The organism is Sodalinema gerasimenkoae IPPAS B-353 (genome assembly GCF_009846485.1).
Classification (GTDB): domain Bacteria; phylum Cyanobacteriota; class Cyanobacteriia; order Cyanobacteriales; family Geitlerinemataceae; genus Sodalinema; species Sodalinema gerasimenkoae.
The window spans coordinates 4,559,985-4,577,397 of record NZ_ML776472.1; the positions used below are offsets into that span (position 1 = coordinate 4,559,985).

Consider the following 17,413-nt stretch of genomic DNA (forward strand, 5'->3'; position numbering starts at 1 on the left):
CCGCCAGACCATCCCTTGGGAGGAAGAAATAATGACCACAGCAACACAACAACCTGAAACCACCCATTATCTCTGTATTGGCTGTCCCATGGGCTGTCGCCTAGAGGTGGATGATATCGAGGGGGAAGTGGTAGAAGTTCGAGGCAATAGCTGTCGTCGCGGCGATGCCTATGGCCGCCAAGAACACGTCGCCCCCAAACGCATGGTGACCACCACTGTGCGCGTCGAGAATGGCCGCTGGGCCCGGCTACCGGTGAAAACCCGCGATGCTATTCCCAAGGAGTTAATGGGAGCTCTCTGTGATGCCCTCCATACCCTAACCCTTCAAGCCCCAATTTCCATGGGCGATGTGGTTTTAGGGAATGCCCTCGATACCGGGGTCGACGTGGTCGCCTCACGGGATATGCCCGTGGAGTGACCCCATCCCCTTACTCACTACTCCCCACTGGTTCCGACGCACTCATCAACACCTCCCCATTCAGCATTCGCGCCGCTGCATCCAACAGCACTTCTTCGAGATAGGGTTTCGTGAAATAGCCTCGGGCCCCTAAATCCGCCGCCTTGCGTTTCATCTTCTCCGCCGTCCGGGACGTTAACATCGCGATGGGTAAATCCGAGAGATACTCATCGTGGTACATCCGTTCCAACAGTTCCATCCCGTTCATGCGGGGCATTTCCATATCGCAGAAGACCAATTCACAGGGTAAGCCCGATCGCAGTTTTTCCCAGGCCTCCTGGCCATCCCGGGCCTGTTCGACACGATAGCCAGACTTCTTGAACGTCATTGATAACAACTCGCGAACCGTGATCGAGTCATCCACAATCAAGACTAAGGGTTCTGCCTTCTCTTCATCAACAAATCCAACCTCCTGGGCCGCCAACTCTTCGGCGTTCCAAAGCAGATTACTTGAGTCATGACGAACTCGGCCCATCGAGAGATCAATCAACTCCAGAACATCGGCAATGGGGACAATGCGTCCATCCCCCATCACCGTAGCCCCCGTAATTCCCGTGGGTTTAGGAATCGGGCCTTCGAGTTGTTTGATCACGATTTCCTGTTCCCCGACGATTTGATCGACGGAGATGGCCAAATAACTGCCGGCCGATCGCAGAATCACCACGGAAATCGTATCGTCCTCCATTGTGGCTCCATACATCTGCGATCGCCGCGAAGTGCGGTTGTAGGTAAACAACTCTCGCAGCGGCTGATAGGGAACCTGGCGATCGCGCCATTGGACAAAGGCCCGTCCATCGGCTTCTGTGACAATGCGATCGACGGGCAGATTATCCAACACTTCCCCAACCCCATCCATCGGGAAGGCAATGGGGGCGCGATCGCTAATACAACATAGGGCTTTGGAAATACTCAGGGTTAACGGCAAACGAATGGTAAAGGTTGTGCCTTTCCCTAACGTTGAATCGGTACTCACCACCCCGCGAATTTCATTGAGTTTGGTGTTAACCACATCCATACCCACACCCCGTCCGGCCAAGTCATCGGCCTTATCACGGGTACTAAACCCAGGCAACAACAACAGATCATAAATATCCAAACGAGTCATGCCCTGGGACTGTTGCGCCGTAATTAACCCCTTTTGCAGAGCTTTATTTTTGACCCTCTCCGTGTCAATCCCTGCCCCATCATCGGCAATGGCAATAATCGTCTGGTTGCCTTGGTGGAAGGTACTAATGGTAATTTTTCCCGTGGGGGGTTTGCCTTTCGCTTGCCGTTCCTCTGGGGTTTCAATGCCGTGAGCTATGGCATTATTTACCAAATGTGTCAAGGGGTCAGTCAAATGTTCCAGAATCATCCGGTCAATCAGAGTATCGCGACCATCGACCTGTAAATCCACCTGCTTGCCAAACTTGAGGGCATTATCCCGCACCCCCCGGGGCAAACGGTCAGCGGCATTGGAAAAGGGAACCATGCGCGATCGCGTCAACCCTTCTTGCAGTTGAGTCGTAATCTGCCGTAATTGGCGAGTGACCTGGTCATTCTCATCCACCAAGAACTCAATATCCGAGGCCGACTCTCGCACCCGCACAATCAACTCGATAATATCTTGAGCCTGTTCATGGAACGCCGTAAAGCGGTCCATCTCCAGGGCATCATATTCCCCATCCTCATGGGGATGATGGGCTTGTGCTTGCATCTGTCCCTGAGTCACCAACCCTGGGTCGCTACTATTCCTGGCTCTTGACTCAGCCGCATGGAGGGACTTGCGATGTTGGCGACTAGCCAACAGTGCCATCTCCAGCAGAGTTCGCTCATACAAATCTTGCATCCGTTGCCCCACTTCCGTCAGTTGGCTGACTTGGTGCAACAAATTATCGAGAAACTGTCGTAACCGTTCTTGGTCCTGTTCCAAGCTATTACGATTGACCACCAACTCCCCAACCAGGTTACTCAAATTATCCAGTTGTTTAATGGGAACCCGCATCGTTTGCTCAAAGGCTGGCCGCGTGGTTCGTTTGGCCCGGCCACCGCCCCCAGATGGACGGCCCGTAGTCGGGGCTGAAGACGTTTCACTGGCCTTCTGGGGAGGTCGGCTCGTAGCTCCTGGGGTCGAGGTTCCATCGAGATCTAAGAGATCTTCGAGATCCTTAAACTCATCCATTTCTCCCTCGCCGGCCGATGACGAGGCCGAGGAACCCATCTGATCCAAATAGTCGGCTAATTGGTCGAAGCCATCCTCCCCTAAAAATTGCGGTGCAATACTCAACAGCACTTGCAATTCAGGAAAGTCATTGACAAAACTGATTTCCGTCTCAGGGGCAACTCCCATGGATGCTGCCGTTGTCTGAGTCCGAGTTGCCTCACCGAATTCCTCAGGGGCCGACGTCTCGTCGTCTAGGAACCCATCACCAAACACGTCATCAAAGCTGAACTCATCCTCTTCTGAGGCGTGGGGTTCTGGCTGAGTCTCTGGAGGAAATGGGGAATTGCTGATCTCCTCGTCGTCATATTCCTCCCCCAATAGGTCATCGAGGGACAACTCCTCAACCCCTTCAACCTCCTCGTGATCTTCTGCAAAAGGCTCCAAATCAAAGCTATCGAGATCTAGCCCCTGAGCCTCATCAGATACCGCCTCCTCCTCATCGTCAAACTCTAAACTAAACTCCGACTCCTCCTCTTCCGGTTCGGGGTCAGCATCTAAATTAAAGCCGTCTAAATCAAAGTTGAGGTCATCATCGGAGGTCTCATCCCCAGAGGAGTCTGGTTCAGACTCAGCCTCCAAATTAAAGGCGTCTAAATCAAAGTTGAGGTCGTCATCAGAGGTCTCCATCCCAGAAGAGTCTGGTTCAGGCTCAGCCTCCAAATTAAAGGCGTCTAAATCAAAATCGAGGTCATCATCGGAGGTCTCACCCCCAGAGGACTCCGCTTCAGGCTCAGCATCTAAATCGAAGTCGAGTTCATCATCAGAGGTCTCCACTCCAGAGGACTCCGCTTCAGGCTCAGCGTCTAAATCGAAGTCCAACTCAAACTCGTCTAACTCTAATCCTGCCGTTTCCGCTGTGGCCTGAGCCACCCCAGAGGTTGCGTCCTCCCCGGCCTCATCCTCAAACTCCAGGTCATCAAAGTTTAAGTCTTCGTCATCGGGGACCACGGGAGCCGTGTCAGGCTCAGTGGCTTCTTCTGCATCGAGATCGAAGTCTAACTTAAAGTCAAAGTCTTCCCCTTCCTCAACATTCTCAGGGGGTATCTCTTGAGACTCATCCACGGCAAAGATATCGTCAAACTGCAAATCTGACTCAGAGTCAGTAGAATTCCAACTCGGCCTATCGGCATTCCCAAATAAGGCTTCGAGTTCGGCGGTACTCTCATCTCCCAAACTGAGGCTTTTCCCCAAGGAACTCGTCTCGTCCGGCTCCCCTTCCTCAAACTCTAATAAATCCAGAAGATCTGAGTCCGCCTCTGCCGCAGGGGCCGGACTTGGCTCGTTGAGCATCTCGTCAGTTCCAAGATCGAGCAAATCCTGAAGTTCCTGCTCCTTCTGCTCATCATTCAGCTGGTCCCCGAAAACATCTAGCCCCGCTTCGGCTAACTGCGGTTCCGGTTCAGTGGCTGAGGTGTCGTCGTCCAAGTCGTCGTCAAAGAGATCATCATCGAGAAACGCCTCATCTGCCTCATCCGCAGGCTCAGAGTCTGAGCTGTTGTCGTCAAGAAAGAAATCGGAAAACTCACTATCATCCTCGCTGACCTGCTCAGCATGGTGGGGATCACTCATGCCAGAGGGGTCGAAGTGGGTCACCTCTTCCCATTCATCGAGGTCGTCGTTGTCCCCTTCAAATAAATCGGCCAGACTGCTCAGTTCTGAGCCACCCACCTGAGGGCCGTGGGGTGAAGCTTTGCCGGGTTTGGGATGCCCTCCTGTGCTGGGAGATGATTGGGGTTGGGGCGATCGCACTTCGGGGGGCTGATTGATATCCTGGGTGGCGGGACCGGCTTGGGTTGAAGCAGGCACGAGATCTAGTAAGGCGGCACTGGGGGCAATGTCCCCGTCTCGGTTAGCTAAGACCAGTTCTTGTCCCTGTTTCAGGTCTTTGATAATGACGGCAGCTAAGCTGGCAAAGGTGTTGTTCGTATCGGTGATCGCCTGCTGTGCGGTTTTGACCAAATCAGTCCAGGATTCCAACTCAAACTGTTCCCCTACTTGGGCCAAGAGTTTACAGAGTTGGCGCAAGGATTGGCGAGTTTCGGGGCCATCGGGCTGCTTAAACAGTTGCAGCATCTCCCGCAATCGGGCCAGCACATCGCTGGTCATAATCAATTGCAGGGCGCTGTCTTCTTCGGATTGGGTGGACAGGGGGCTGGTTACCGGCAGTGAGGTGGCCTTGAGGGGAGTCGAGGGTTCCGGCGGCACTTCACCCCGAGATAGACAGTTAATGTAGGTGCTGAGTTCTTCACAGACTGGCTCCACATCGGCAATCACCCGCTCAGAATCCTGCTCGTCTAAGCCCTCGGGACTTTGCAGGCGATCGACGAGTTCTTGCAGACTATCAAAGATTTGTAGAAACAGTGACTCAAGCCGATGGTCCGCAGCAATGGGGTTATCTTTGAGGATTTTGAAACAGTCTTCGAGGCGATGGGACACGGTTTGAATTCCCCGTAGGCCCAACATGGCGGCCCCCCCTTTGACGGAATGGGCCGCGCGGAACACCTCGTCGAGCATTTCGCGATCGTCGAGGGTGCTTCCCAGATTGAGCAAGCCGCGCTCGATGGTTCCGAGATGATCCCGTGATTCTTCGATGAAGAATCCCATGATTTGTGATTGTTCTGATGCCATGGCTGTTTCGGGTAGTTGCGATGGTCGCCTCTGCCTGAGAAGGCTTAGCGTTCGTTAGTTTCGACGCGGAACCGTTCGACGGAGGTCAGCAAGTCACGGGAGACCCCCACCAGGTTTTGTAAGGCTCCCGAGACCCGGTGTGCCTCTTGGGAGGTTTCCTGGGCGGTCAACTCGACCGCTTGCATGACTTGAGCAACGGCACGAGAGGTTTCCGTCTGTTCGACGGTGTCGGCGGTAATGGAGCGCACGAGGACATCAATGCGGTTTGCCACCTGGATAATGTCTTCGAGCGATCGCTTGGCTTGTTCCGCCAGTTTCGTGCCGCCAATGACCTGCTGTTGCCCTTCTTCCATCGCCATCATCACGGAGCCGGTTTCACTCTGAATCTGCATCACGATCTGTTCGATTTCTTTGAGGGCTTTGGCAGAGCGATCGGCGAGCTGTCGCACCTCATCTGCCACGATGGCAAAGCCTCGTCCGGCCTCTCCGGCTCGCGCCGCCTCAATACTGGCATTGAGGGCTAAGAGGTTGGTTCGGGAGGCAATCCCACTAATGAGGGCAACAATTTTGGAAATTTCCTGGGACGATTCCGCCAAACGCTTGACTTTTCGCGTTGTTTCTGCCACGGTCTCGCGGATTTCTAGGATACTGGCCACGGTCCGTTCCACCGCTTCCCCACCTTTGAGGGCGGTTGCCGATGCAGAGCGCGCCACTTCCTCGGCTTCCCGGGCACTCTTGGCCACCTGTTGAATGGAGTTGGTCATCACCTGGACGGAGTTGAGGGTGGCGGCTAACTCTTCGGCTTGGCGCAAGGCATCAGAGGCCAAACTGCGGGCGAAGGATTCACTATCGGTTGCCCCTTTACTCACCTGACGGGCTGCCTGTTTCACCTGAAGCACAATCTCCCGCAGGTTCTGAATCGTTAGGTTAAACGAGTCGGCGACAGCACCGAGAACATCAGCGGTCACCTCAGCGGTCACGGTTAAGTCCCCACGAGCCGCCCCTTCCACATCATCGAGGAGGCGAATCACTTGCCGCTGTAGGTCTTCTTTGGCCTGTTCCATCTCCTCAGCCCGTCGTTGGGCTTCGTTGGTGGTGGTGTAGATAACCCGGGCCATCTGATTAAACTTGGCCGACATCTGCCCCAACTCATCCTCAGAGACCACCGCTGCACGCACACCGAAGTCCCCTTGAGAGACGGCATCGAAGGCTCCCTGTAAGTCCACGGTCGTCCGTTTGACTTGGGTGGCACTGAGGCGGCCCAAGAACCAGGTAGTGCTACCTGCGGCTAATCCCGCTGTTAGGGACATGGCTAAGCCCCCGAGTTGCACCTGGGGCAGCAGGCGACGGCGCACTTCCACGTCAAAGCGGCCTGACGTGGCTAAATAGCGCGTGGAAATGTGACCAATGCCGGCAACGGCAATAGCCGAAAGGATGCCAGCGATTAAGGCAGCAATCACCGGTTTATTCTTGAGGCTGGCATTCTCGAAAAAGGAGAGGGGCCCCTGTTCAAGGGTTACCGACGTCTCAATGGTGCCACTCTCGGTTTGGGCGAAGGCCGGGACGCGATCGCTGCTACTGGCGATGGTAAACAGTTCTTCGTCCTGAACAATCGAGCCATCGGTCATGTCGGCGAAGTCCATGGCGGAGGACTCCGTCTGACCCCGGCGGCCACTCTGAACATCCATGGTGGCTTCGAGGAACCCGGATGTGGTGTTGAATTGCGAGGAGTCGGTGTTGTCTTCACTCTCGAAGTTGGGAATTTCGCCGAGATCGTCGAAGTCCTCAAACTCATCTAAGAAGTCCACACTCGATGCTTGGGGTTCTTCGGTTTCGTCAGCGGTGAATTCTTCGTCATCGTAGAATTCCTCACCACCAAAATCATCGAAGGCATCGAAATCAAAGCGATCGCCCCCAGCCAAATTGGCATCTGGGGTCACGAAGGTCGGATCATCGGTCGTATCCTCAGGATACTCCTGAAACTCTTCGTCTGGGGAGGCATCAAAGTCATCAAACTCGTCAAACTCATCAAAGCCCGAATCATCTCCCTGACCAGAAATGGGCTGTTCAAAGGACATATCATCCTCAGGGACATCCCCTTGCCAATCCCCGCCGTCGAAATCAAACTCATCGTCTGACTCCGGGTATTCGGCGATCGCCTCTCGCGTTTCTGTTATCCCTCGGGTATCTTCTGGGGGAGACATCAAAAAGGTATCGGCCCCTGAAGTATCTCGCTCGGGATCACCCCCCTGAAGGGCACCAAAGCTACCAAAATCGGCATCGGCGGCATCGGGATCAAACTCCCCAAAGGGAACGGCATCGAGGTCGTCATCCCAATCCTCTTCGATGTTGCTTCCGGTGTCCCCTAAGGCTTCTAAATGCTCAGGGTCAGCGGCTTCAAAATCTTCCTCAGAGAAGGAGTCAAACTCCGCAAAGGGTTCTGGCAAATCCACATCGTCAAAGCCATCGGCCACCTCGGGAGAAACCTCCCCCTCTTCCCCGAGTAAATCGGGCATCTCCTCGTCAGGGAGGAAGTCAGGCAAATCGCCCCATTCGTTGTCTGAACCGGTACTGACGGGCATTTCCTGTTCTTGGACAAAGGGGTTGTCCTCCTCATCGATGGCGGGCAACCCCGTATTGGCCACCGTCTCGGCCGTATCCAGGTCAAACTCGCCAAAGTCCTCGTCCGGGTCGAAGTCATCATCTAACGACTCGGGACTATCTTCCTCCTCTTCCCAGGAGTCCAAGTCACCCATGTCTGATTGATCCAGGGCAAAGGGATTATCCTCCTCCCCGTCTTCGTCGTCTCCCGGGGAGTCTGGGGACAAATCGAAGTCGCCAAAGTCCTCGTCAAAGTTCTCGTCCAAGTTCTCCTCGGCTCCCGTATCTTCGCCAAAGTCATCCCCTAGGGCAAACGGATCTTCCTCAGACGCCTCTTCCTCAAACTCCCCATCGAAATCGCCCTCAAACTCCGAGGGGTCCCAAGCGGCCGTCTCATCAACGTCCTCATCTAGGATTGCCGTTGCCTCCTCTTCCTGAGAAAACTCATCAGCAAAGAGATCCTCATCGCCGCCGTCAGCCTGACTATCCCCTGAGGACTCGTCAAACTCATCAAACTCCTCAAAGCTATCAAACTCATCAACGGCACCGCTGCCATTGACATCGACCTGTTCTACGTAGGCTAAGGCCTGTTGCGCGTGGTCATGAAACTCGGCATCATCCGTAATCTCAAAGACCTGTTCATACTCACCTCGGGCCACATCATAATCCTGTAGCCCGCAATAAATGTGTCCTCGAAGCAACCGGGTACTGGGGTCATCGGGATACTGAGCTACGAGCTGATCGACAAGCGGCGCGGCATCCTCATAGTTGCCGTCGAGATACACTTGCTGTGCTCGTTCGTACTCTTGAGCAAAGTCAATACTTGGTTCCATCTGCCTCCCCCAGGTTTACCGTCAAAATTCCTCCTTCTCCGTTGTGACACGGAACAGGTCCTCTCGCCAATGGGCAAGGGACAGATGCTTGCCGTTCGTTGTTCCCGCCCGCATTGCGACATAGAACCAACGTTGCCAGCAGCCTCCCATGGCGCTTATTGTAACCCTCAAGCGGCCCACCGCGCTGAGCGCAGAATTGAGACTTGGTCAAGCAGCCGGAGCGTCACAGGTCGTTCGTTTTCTTCAAAGACCCATTCTCCCCGTAAAAACGGCGCGACGCCATCGGGGATGTCCGTTGGCATTTGCAGTTTTTCCACATCAAGCCACTGCATTTTAACAATCCGTTCAACTGCTAATCCTAGTATAGTGTCTTGATCTTCGACCGCGATCACGAATATTTCGGCGCGATCGGTGTTTAAGGCGACGGGATCTCCCAGAAACTGGCCCAAATCCGCCACCCAAATCACCCGCCCTCGCACATTGAACGTCCCCAGCAACAGGGGCGAGACATTGGGCATGGGGGTGATGCGATCGGGGGGAGGATCGAGCACTTCACGAATCCCGGTAGCGGGAAGGGCGAGTTCGCGCCCGGAGGGAACTTGAAACCTCAGATGTAACTCACCCTCAGGGGTTTCTAGTTCCTGGAACTCGGGGGCAAGGTCTTCTTCAGACTGCCCCATCAAAAAATCTGGGTTCCCAACCATGCGTCTCGTCCTTTAGCCCCGTAACATTTGCTTGACGGTTCCCACCAATTCCGTGGGTTGGAAGGGTTTGGCCACATAGGCATCGGCCCCCTGCTTCATCCCCCAGTAGCGATCGAACTCCTCCCCCTTGGAGGAACACATCACCACGGGTACGTTCTGGGTTTTTGGATCAGCTTTAAGGCGACGACACACTTCATAGCCATTCATGCGGGGCATGACAATATCGAGAACCACCAAGTCGGGGGGATTGCCCTGAATTTTGTCCAGGGCCTCCACGCCGTCCGTTGCTTCAATCACGGTTAGTCCGCTCCCTCGCAAAAGGTTCGCAATCATCTCCCGCTGGGTCACACTATCTTCAATAACCAGAACTTTACTCATTTACTTACTTACCTGAAGAGCGAATCCTGACCGAACGCTCGCGTCCGAACCTTGACAGTTCATTGGGGTAGATTGCTCTGCTGCCTGTTTGAGGTTCGCCATTAACATAACGTTATCAGACGGCTCCGGTGTTGAGGGCATCCGGTAACTGAATCCGCTGACTCCGCGCCTGAGAACTACTCACGATTATAGACTAGGAGGCAAACCCATCTGAAGGCAAGTTTGAGACTTATTTGAGGTTTGGCTCCCATCTTAGACGCCAAGGCCGGGATCCTCTAGGGGGGCATCGGCGGAGGGCACAGGGCCCTCAATGCCTGGCCCGATATAGGTTTCTAGGAGCATAAGCAGTTCCTGTTCGCCAAAAGGTTTGGTTAAATAATCCGTCGCCCCCACCATGCGCGCTCGCACGCGATCAATAAAGCCATCCCGGCCGGTCAACATAATAATCGGGGTTTGACGAAAGGCCCGAGATTTACGCAACATGGCACAGAGTTCATAGCCATCGGGTTCGGGCATGGCGATGTCGCAGAGGATGAGGTCGGGTTTTAGAGGAAACACCAGGGAGAGAGCTTTGAGGGAACTGCCGAAGGAGGTAATTTCGTAGCCATGGGGTTTGAGCATTAGCTCAATGGTTTTGCGGATGGTGCGCTCGTCATCGATGCAGACAATGCGGGGAACCCGGGCGGTGGCTGGGCGTAATCCCGTATTCCCAAGGCGATCGCCCCCAGAGGACGGGGTTGAGGGAGAGAGCAGTTGCACCCAGCCCTGTTTCACGTAAGGGTGAATGGCCCGGGCAATGGGCACGAGATCCCGATGCAGATATCGGGACATCTGACGCAGGGAGGTTTTGCCGTCACAGAGACGGTTGAGGGTATTAAAGGCTTTGGGAGGGAGTTCGGCTTGCAGGGACTCGATATCGGTAATGGCGGGACATTGATGGGGCGATTGCAGATGAGGGTAAAACTGTTTCCATTCCTGGACTTGCTTGGCAGTTTTGGACAGGGGAGCTGCCATTTCCAGGGTCATCAGTTGGGGGGACAAGGCCGGACCCATATCGAAGATAAAGGAACCCTGATGTAAACTCAGCAAGTCAAAGAGGGTCTCATGAACCATTTTGCGGAGAATACTGCGACCCTGTTCCGGGGCAATGAGATGATTTTCCAGCAGTTGCCAGAGACAACCATATTCCGGAGCATTGGTGGTTTCAAAGCCGGAGCGTTGAATCTGGTCGATGAGGTGGTCAAGCTGGTAGTAGCGGAGGTACTCCCGCAGTCGGGTTAAGTTTCCATCGAGACTGCCACCGGCATAGACCAACTGCCCATTGGCACAAAAGACAAACCAGGAGTTCTGGGAGGTGGCCATCTCGCGGTGAATATGGGCGGGACTATAGGCACGAGCCGGACTCGGTGGCGAGCTATAGGTTTCCACGAAAAGTTCTCCGGTGCGCTGACCGAGTTCGATCAGTTGCAGGATACTGCGGATGTCAATTTCGTTTAAATTTCCCTGCATGTGGCTTTTAAGCTCGCTGCTTGATCGTCGAGTTTGTCCTGGGGGAACAATGGCAGTGTCTCCGGGTCTCTTGGGACTAAGCTTGTGTTCTCACCGAATGGAATCGATAACGACTAGACTGTTATTGTGCCAGATGATTGTGCCAGACGGTGGTACGCGGGTTAGGATAGGGGAGGATTTGGAGTTGTGACCCCATTCCAGTCTACAGGTCACAACGACCACCTGGGGTCACGAAACGCAGTGAGTGATGCTCAGTTAGGGGTTTCTTGACTCAACTGATCATGTTGGGGGCGATCCGGCTGGCCACAATCTTCAATGATGGCGAGCGATGATGCCCTCGACTTAATTGCGTCGGGTTCCCTGTCTGGTCTGTACGATAACTCGGGAAAGGAAAAATAAGCGTGCTGTATCTAGCGGAAGTCCTCAAGAAAAGTGGCGTTTTCGGCAGTGGCAAAACAGAGCTAAAACTGTTAGCAAGTCAGCGAGGGGAATACAACTGGGTTCCAGTCCCAGGGGAAGATATTATCCCGGCGGATGATTCTGGAAACTTTAACTCGGGGGCCTTGGTGTTTGCTGATCTCAATGCCAGCAAGCAGGTTCAAGGGAGCCTCAAGGAAGCCAGTGGCCAACTGGTTAAGATTTTGCAAAATTTCTCCCGCTTTCAGGAGAAGTTCAAAACTCAAGAGGAAGAAATTGAGCAGTGGAAGCAGTCTCTGACCTATCAGAGTCAGGAACTCAACCGCCGTGAGATGGAAATGGAGGCCCACCGGGAAGAGGTGGACAATGTTCAACAGGAATTGTCCCGCTTGGATGCGAAACAGGCGGAGATGGAGGAGCAACAGGGGGAGATTGACCGCTTACGTCAGGAGGTGGAGCAGTCTCGTCAGGAGCTGGAGTTAGCTTGGAATCAGTTACAGGGGGAACGGGAGGAACTTTCCGGTTCTGGCTCGATTGATGCGGAACAAGCGGGCAGTTTACAGCAATGGCTCCAGTATCTGTCGGAGGTGATGATACAACCTCAGGAGCTACAAACGTCGTTGACGGCGGTTCAGGAGCAGTTGTCGGCTCAAGAGGCCTGGCTGGGGGAACGCACGGCTCAGTTGGAGGAGTGGCGCACTCAGGCTCAGGAGAACCAATCTCAGTTGGATGAGGCGGTACAAGGATTGGATCAGGGTTGGGAACAGTGGCATCAATCCCAATTGGAGTTGGCGGGTAAACGGACGGAGGTGGCGGTACGGGAACGGCTGCTGGAGGCGAAGGACCAGGTGCTGACGGGCCTACGTAGCCAATTGACGGGTTTGACTGATTTGGCCACTCAGATGTCCAGTGTGGGGAGTAGTCCGGTTCCCAGTTCGTCCGGGCCTGATGTGGATTTGTCGGAACTGGAGCGGATGCCTTTGAATACGCTTCAGGAGCGAGTGCGCCAGTTACAAAATGAGCTGGAAACGGGGATGCGTCTGGTGATTGATGAGCAGGAGGAGTTGATGTTACAACGCCTGGATCTCAATGAGCTAGAGGCAAAGGCGGCCCGGGCCAGTGATGGCGATCGCGCGTCTCTGGAGGCGGAGTTGGCGGATTTGCAGGAAAGTTACGGTTTCCTCAACGATACGCTGGTGGGACAGCGGCGCAGTCTCCGGGAACGGGAACGGATTATGAATCAACATCAGAGTGTGCTCTGGCGACGGTTAGGAAATCCGCCGGAACCGGTGAGTTCTGGAGGAACGGTGGATTTAAGTCCTCTGGTATCTCGGCTGACGGAGCAGCAGCAAAGTCTTCAGCAACAGGTGCAAACCCTGGAAGGGGAGTTGGACAGCCTACGGGGCGAGTTGGCTGAACTGCACAGCCAGGTGGAGCAGCAGACGAGTGCGGATGAGGGACAACTTCAGGAATTGAAGGATCTCGATCGCCAACTGCGCGATCGCCGTGGGGAAATTGCTCAAACCTGGGGCCGGGTGAATGCCTATCAGGAACTCCTCGATGGACTGCGCGATCGCCTGACGCATCTGAAGGAGACGACAGATCCCCTGGCTGGCTCGCTGGAACATCTCCAAGAATTGGCGGCGTCCCAAGAGAATGCGGTGACTCAATTGCAAGAGGTGGTGGGACATCTGACGGCCCCGGAATAGGAGTTAGGGGCAATCGGGGAGAATCCAGTGAATCCAAGGATGAATGACACGGGCGATCGCCCCTCCGGGGAAGGGATCGCTCTGACTCCGGTTGGGGGCGCTAATGAGATGCTGGAGTTTCTCGACATGGGCAAAGCTGGGATCGCGCCTCAGTTCCTGTTTGAGGAATAATCGCAGGGCACGACGTTGCAGGGCCAGGGGCGCTTCGCTCAGTTGGTTCCGGTTGAGGGCCGAGTCCCCACGTCGCAGAACTTGCTGTAATAGCTGCTCGGCCTGCTCGTTGAGATAGACGACGTCGGCCTGTAGGAGTTCGGCGGTTTTGGCGAGGTTGGCGCTGACTTGAGGGTGAAACTGCTGTTCAAGGTAGGGCAACAGGTCCAAGCGCAGGCGGTTGCGGGCATAGGTGCGGTTGTCGTTACTTGAATCCCACCAGATGGGGAGGTGTCGCTCTTGGCAAAACTCCCCTGTTTCTTGACGGGAGACTTCCAGCAGGGGACGGGTTAGGGTCAGATGGGGGCTGAGCGATCGCTGCCAGGTGAGGGCTTGTAATCCGTCGGCGCCGGCTCCACGAATCAGGTTATAGAGAAGGGTTTCGGCGCGATCGCTCTGGGTATGTCCAGTCAGTAGCTGGGAGTAGTCTTGGGCGTCGGCGATCGCCTGTAGGGATTGATAACGCCAGTGACGGGCGGCGGCTTCACTCTCAGGAGGAGGGCTGGCGACGGCCTGGAAATAGGGACAATGCCACTGTTGGGCTAATTCGGCGACAGCGGCGGCGTTGGCGGCGGAATCCTCCCGCCAGCGATGGTCACAATGGGCAATGGCAATAGTCCAATCCCATTTAGGTTTTAGGTCTAACAACAGTTGTGCCAAGCATAGGGAGTCCTGCCCCCCGGAGACGGCAATCAGGAGGCGATCGCCCTTCTGGAGGAGGTTCCGCTGTCTCAGGGTGGTGTGAATTTGGGCGTGCAGGGGACTCCAGGGGGACATGGGGGAACAGGGAACAGGGATGTCCCTTGTCCCTTGTCCCTTGTCCCTTGTCCCTTGTCCCTTGAGGGAACAGGGAACAGGGAACAGCATTATCAGCCCATCATGAGGAGTTCGGGGTTGAAAATCATGATTAGACCGAAAAAGAGCATAAACACCCCACCGAGGAGTTTGAGAACTCGTCCCTGGGATTCGGTGACGCGGGCTGAGCGGAAGGAGACAATAAAGGTCAATAAAATTCCAAAGAGGGGAATGGTGTAGATGACCGTGTAGATGGCAGTCCAGCCCAGGGTACAGGTGTTCCAACCTCCCTGACAGACTCCAAACAGACGGGTGAAGTAAATCATTGGTAGGATGGCGGTACAGCCAAACTCTAGGGTGTTTACCACAATCGAGAGGAGGATGGTTCCCCCTAAGGCGGCGGCAAACAGACGGCGATCGCCTCGGGCCGCTTGCAGCGATCGCACGATGGCGGCAGCTTTCTTGGTAATCAGTTTCTGCTGTTTTTCTGAGAGGGAGAGGGAAAACAGTTTCTTGAAGAAAAAGAAGTCCTTAATGTTAATCAGGGCTGCCAGGGTGATAATGACCCCCAAACCTACCGTAATCACGGCTCCATAGCGTTCGAGGAAAATCGCCCCGACGGTAATCATCAGGATGATCGAGATGAAATAGATCACCCCTGAGGTAATAACGAACGTTGTCCCCACTAAGGTCATGTCACGGCGATTTTTGGTATAGGTCAGTAGGGAGAGCAAAATCGCCAAAACTGTGAAGGCGCAGGGGTTAAAGCCATCGACAAAGGCAATGGTAAAGACAAATAGGGGAAAGGGCAGTTGATCGGCAAATTGACGGACAATCCCCTCGGGAGTCAGAGCGACAAAGGCGAACAGGCTAATAATTAGGGTTAGAACTAAGCCCCCAGTCCAAAAGCGACGGGATTCAGGGGTTCTCAGGCGAGACTGAAGGACGGGATAACTGACGGCGTAGAGTCCGGGAATGGCAAACAGCCACCAGGGAACGCTTCGGGGAGTGAGAGCGCCATCGGAGAGACGGATCTCAATGCCTGCTTCTGCCTCAATGGCGGCGATAATTTGGTTGCGATAGCCGATATAGCCTTGATAGGCGGATTGGTACTGTAAGGGGCCGTCGTCTTCGCTATAGCCAATGAAGGAGCGATCGCCGATAAAGGTACGCGGCACACCGCCGGAGGTAATGTTGTAGCGCTCTCGAAATTCTCGCCAAATCTCTGGAGACTCCTCGACTTCATAGGACCGTAACCGCACTTGGGGATAGGTATCGTCGATATAGTGCATCAACGGTTCCTGCTGGCGACAGTAGGGACAGGTGGGGCTATGGAAAAAGTAAACCTCTGTAATGCCGTCGCCGATGTTCGGGGCTTGGGCGATGGCGGGAACATGAGAACTCAGGACCGTGAGTACAACCGTCAGGGCGAGGAGGGCCGAGAAGAGAAGCCCCCGACGCTGCGATCGCTGATGGGGATAGGGAGCAGTAAAAGGCATGGCAAATCTCCAATTAATGAGAGATTCAACGTTTGGGCTGAGGACTGCTGCAATCTTTCGACAGGCTCAGGAACAACGTCTCTCGGCAGGGACAGGAGCGGACTGGATCTCTCCCTAGTCCTGTCTGGAGAGGTGATCTCCCTGTCCCATTTTAGATAAAATTTTGGGTGGCTTTCACCCTAGGTTAAATAATGTTACTTAAGAAAAATAAAGTCTATTTATAAAAGTCAATCTCTTGATAGTATTCGTTATCTTTAGCAATAGCCAGAGCAGATATGACTGTGTTAACATTGAGTTTTAGGTCAAGCTTGGCCTCAGCGGACTGAAGGAGGTCAAGAGTTGTCTGTCCTCTGGATTTGAGGTGAATAAATTTTAGGCGATATAGCTTCTAAGATAGAGTCATGGAACTCGATAAATCAACTTAGACAAATCCTATTTTCTGATTCGTTTTTAGACTGAAATTAGTGAACCCATAAATATGTTGCTTCGTTCAATTGTTGATGTATATCTTTAAATTATCTGGCTTCTTTTTCTGCAAAAAATAAAAATAAAACCCCAAAAAGACTATATGGCAAGAGTTTTCGCGATTTTATCTACTCTTTAAAACTGGCCGCTATTATAAATTAAAAATGCAGCCAAAAATATAACTAGAAGCTGAGATGGGTGATTAGAACTTCAACATTGTAGAAAACGAAAAAGCTTTTTTTGCGACGCCAGAGTCTTGTTGACGAATGCTTATTTGGATTTCATAATTGGCTGTGTCAAAAATTATTATAACCAACTTATTGACTACCGTAAATCTAAACGAGGCTATTTTTGTGTGTTCTTGTGTTTTTATAGAAACTCCACAATAAAATGGGTAGCAATTTATTGGGTTTCCAAAAATTACTACCCAAAAGATGCTTTGAAAACTGTAGAGATTCTAGAAAGCTAATAAATCTAACTACATTGACCTCTGGAATGATTTGAGGTCAATTGAATGTTGAGCTTGTTCCTCCAGGTGAATTGAAAGACGATGGGAGACCAGCTCACAGAGTTGAAAAACCACCGGATCTGTAATCTGGTAGTAAACGCTGACCCCTTTTGGGGTACGCTCAATAAATCCTGCCTGGGTTAGGATCTTGAGGTGTTTGGAGACATTCGCTTGTCCGAGTCCGGTACTCTCGACAATCTCTGAGACATTTTTCGTCCCGGATTTGAGGGTACAGAGAACTAAGAGGCGACTGACTTCGGACAACACCTTGAAGTAGTCGGAGACTTTGGCGATCGCGGCCGTAGAAGTTTCTTGCATTTGGTTTAACGTTTAGAGTAACGTTTGGATCGTGTTTTAAAGTATAGTCTAAATTATATTCGCATATAAGTTTTGGTGAATCGGCAAAGCGATCGCGCATCTTAACGTTTCAGAGCGCCCTTGGGATTCCCCTTTGCGCCAGAAGTCGCTAGGATCGCTCTAGGCCAGGCTGTAACGGG

10 protein-coding genes are annotated in these 17,413 nt (G+C 53.4%); 2 read left to right on the forward strand and 8 right to left on the reverse strand.

Going from position 1 to position 17,413, the window contains the following annotated elements; translation table 11 throughout:
* Positions 1 to 31: 31 nt before the first annotated feature.
* Complete coding sequence (locus L855_RS19860; protein WP_159790666.1) at positions 32 to 418, forward strand: DUF1667 domain-containing protein; 387 nt, start codon at positions 32 to 34, stop codon at positions 416 to 418.
* A gap of 10 nt (positions 419 to 428) precedes the next feature.
* On the opposite strand, the gene L855_RS19865 is transcribed toward L855_RS19860, so the two are convergent.
* The 5 genes from L855_RS19865 to L855_RS19885 all read right to left on the reverse strand — a co-directional run bounded on the left by L855_RS19865 (position 429) and on the right by L855_RS19885 (position 11,313).
* Complete coding sequence (locus L855_RS19865; protein ID WP_159790667.1) at positions 429 to 5,288, reverse strand: hybrid sensor histidine kinase/response regulator; 4,860 nt, start codon at positions 5,286 to 5,288, stop codon at positions 429 to 431.
* 44 nt (positions 5,289 to 5,332) lie between these two features.
* Positions 5,333 to 8,722, reverse strand: coding sequence for a methyl-accepting chemotaxis protein (locus L855_RS19870; RefSeq protein WP_159790668.1), 3,390 nt, complete (start codon positions 8,720 to 8,722; stop codon positions 5,333 to 5,335).
* A 167-nt stretch (positions 8,723 to 8,889) separates the two neighbouring features.
* On the reverse strand, positions 8,890 to 9,426 hold the full coding sequence (locus L855_RS19875) for a chemotaxis protein CheW (protein ID WP_159790669.1): 537 nt from the start codon (positions 9,424 to 9,426) through the stop codon (positions 8,890 to 8,892).
* A 12-nt stretch (positions 9,427 to 9,438) separates the two neighbouring features.
* Positions 9,439 to 9,804: a response regulator transcription factor gene (locus L855_RS19880; RefSeq protein WP_068789591.1), complete on the reverse strand. Its 366-nt coding sequence runs from the start codon at positions 9,802 to 9,804 to the stop codon at positions 9,439 to 9,441.
* 252 nt (positions 9,805 to 10,056) lie between these two features.
* On the reverse strand, positions 10,057 to 11,313 hold the full coding sequence (locus L855_RS19885; protein WP_159790670.1) for a response regulator: 1,257 nt from the start codon (positions 11,311 to 11,313) through the stop codon (positions 10,057 to 10,059).
* Positions 11,314 to 11,714: 401 nt separating this feature from the next.
* Between L855_RS19885 and hmpF the strand changes: the two genes are divergently transcribed.
* The gene (hmpF, locus tag L855_RS19890; RefSeq protein WP_159790671.1) at positions 11,715 to 13,439 is read left to right on the forward strand and encodes a pilus motility taxis protein HmpF; all 1,725 of its coding nucleotides are present in this window, start codon (positions 11,715 to 11,717) and stop codon (positions 13,437 to 13,439) included.
* A gap of 3 nt (positions 13,440 to 13,442) precedes the next feature.
* On the opposite strand, the gene tilS is transcribed toward hmpF, so the two are convergent.
* The 3 genes from tilS to L855_RS19905 form a co-directional block, all read right to left on the reverse strand.
* Positions 13,443 to 14,426, reverse strand: coding sequence for a tRNA lysidine(34) synthetase TilS (tilS, locus tag L855_RS19895; protein WP_159790672.1), 984 nt, complete (start codon positions 14,424 to 14,426; stop codon positions 13,443 to 13,445).
* 92 nt (positions 14,427 to 14,518) lie between these two features.
* Positions 14,519 to 15,943, reverse strand: a complete 1,425-nt coding sequence (locus tag L855_RS19900) for a thioredoxin family protein (RefSeq protein ID WP_246199206.1) — start codon at positions 15,941 to 15,943, stop codon at positions 14,519 to 14,521.
* A 943-nt stretch (positions 15,944 to 16,886) separates the two neighbouring features.
* Positions 16,887 to 17,234 carry an ArsR/SmtB family transcription factor gene (locus L855_RS19905; RefSeq protein WP_159790673.1) on the reverse strand — a complete coding sequence of 116 codons (348 nt, stop codon included), beginning with the start codon at positions 17,232 to 17,234 and terminating at the stop codon, positions 16,887 to 16,889.
* Between the last annotated feature and the right edge of the window lie 179 nt (positions 17,235 to 17,413).

What these genes read in the sequence shown, in the direction of transcription:
- L855_RS19860 (WP_159790666.1), top strand. Translation starts at nt 32, where the DNA reads ATGACCACAGCAACACAACAACCTGAAACCACCCATTATCTCTGTATT.
- L855_RS19865 (WP_159790667.1), bottom strand. Translation starts at nt 5,288, where the DNA reads ATGGCATCAGAACAATCACAAATCATGGGATTCTTCATCGAAGAATCA.
- L855_RS19870 (WP_159790668.1), bottom strand. Translation starts at nt 8,722, where the DNA reads ATGGAACCAAGTATTGACTTTGCTCAAGAGTACGAACGAGCACAGCAA.
- L855_RS19875 (WP_159790669.1), bottom strand. Translation starts at nt 9,426, where the DNA reads ATGGTTGGGAACCCAGATTTTTTGATGGGGCAGTCTGAAGAAGACCTT.
- L855_RS19880 (WP_068789591.1), bottom strand. Translation starts at nt 9,804, where the DNA reads ATGAGTAAAGTTCTGGTTATTGAAGATAGTGTGACCCAGCGGGAGATG.
- L855_RS19885 (WP_159790670.1), bottom strand. Translation starts at nt 11,313, where the DNA reads ATGCAGGGAAATTTAAACGAAATTGACATCCGCAGTATCCTGCAACTG.
- tilS (WP_159790672.1), bottom strand. Translation starts at nt 14,426, where the DNA reads ATGTCCCCCTGGAGTCCCCTGCACGCCCAAATTCACACCACCCTGAGA.
- L855_RS19900 (WP_246199206.1), bottom strand. Translation starts at nt 15,943, where the DNA reads ATGCCTTTTACTGCTCCCTATCCCCATCAGCGATCGCAGCGTCGGGGG.
- L855_RS19905 (WP_159790673.1), bottom strand. Translation starts at nt 17,234, where the DNA reads ATGCAAGAAACTTCTACGGCCGCGATCGCCAAAGTCTCCGACTACTTC.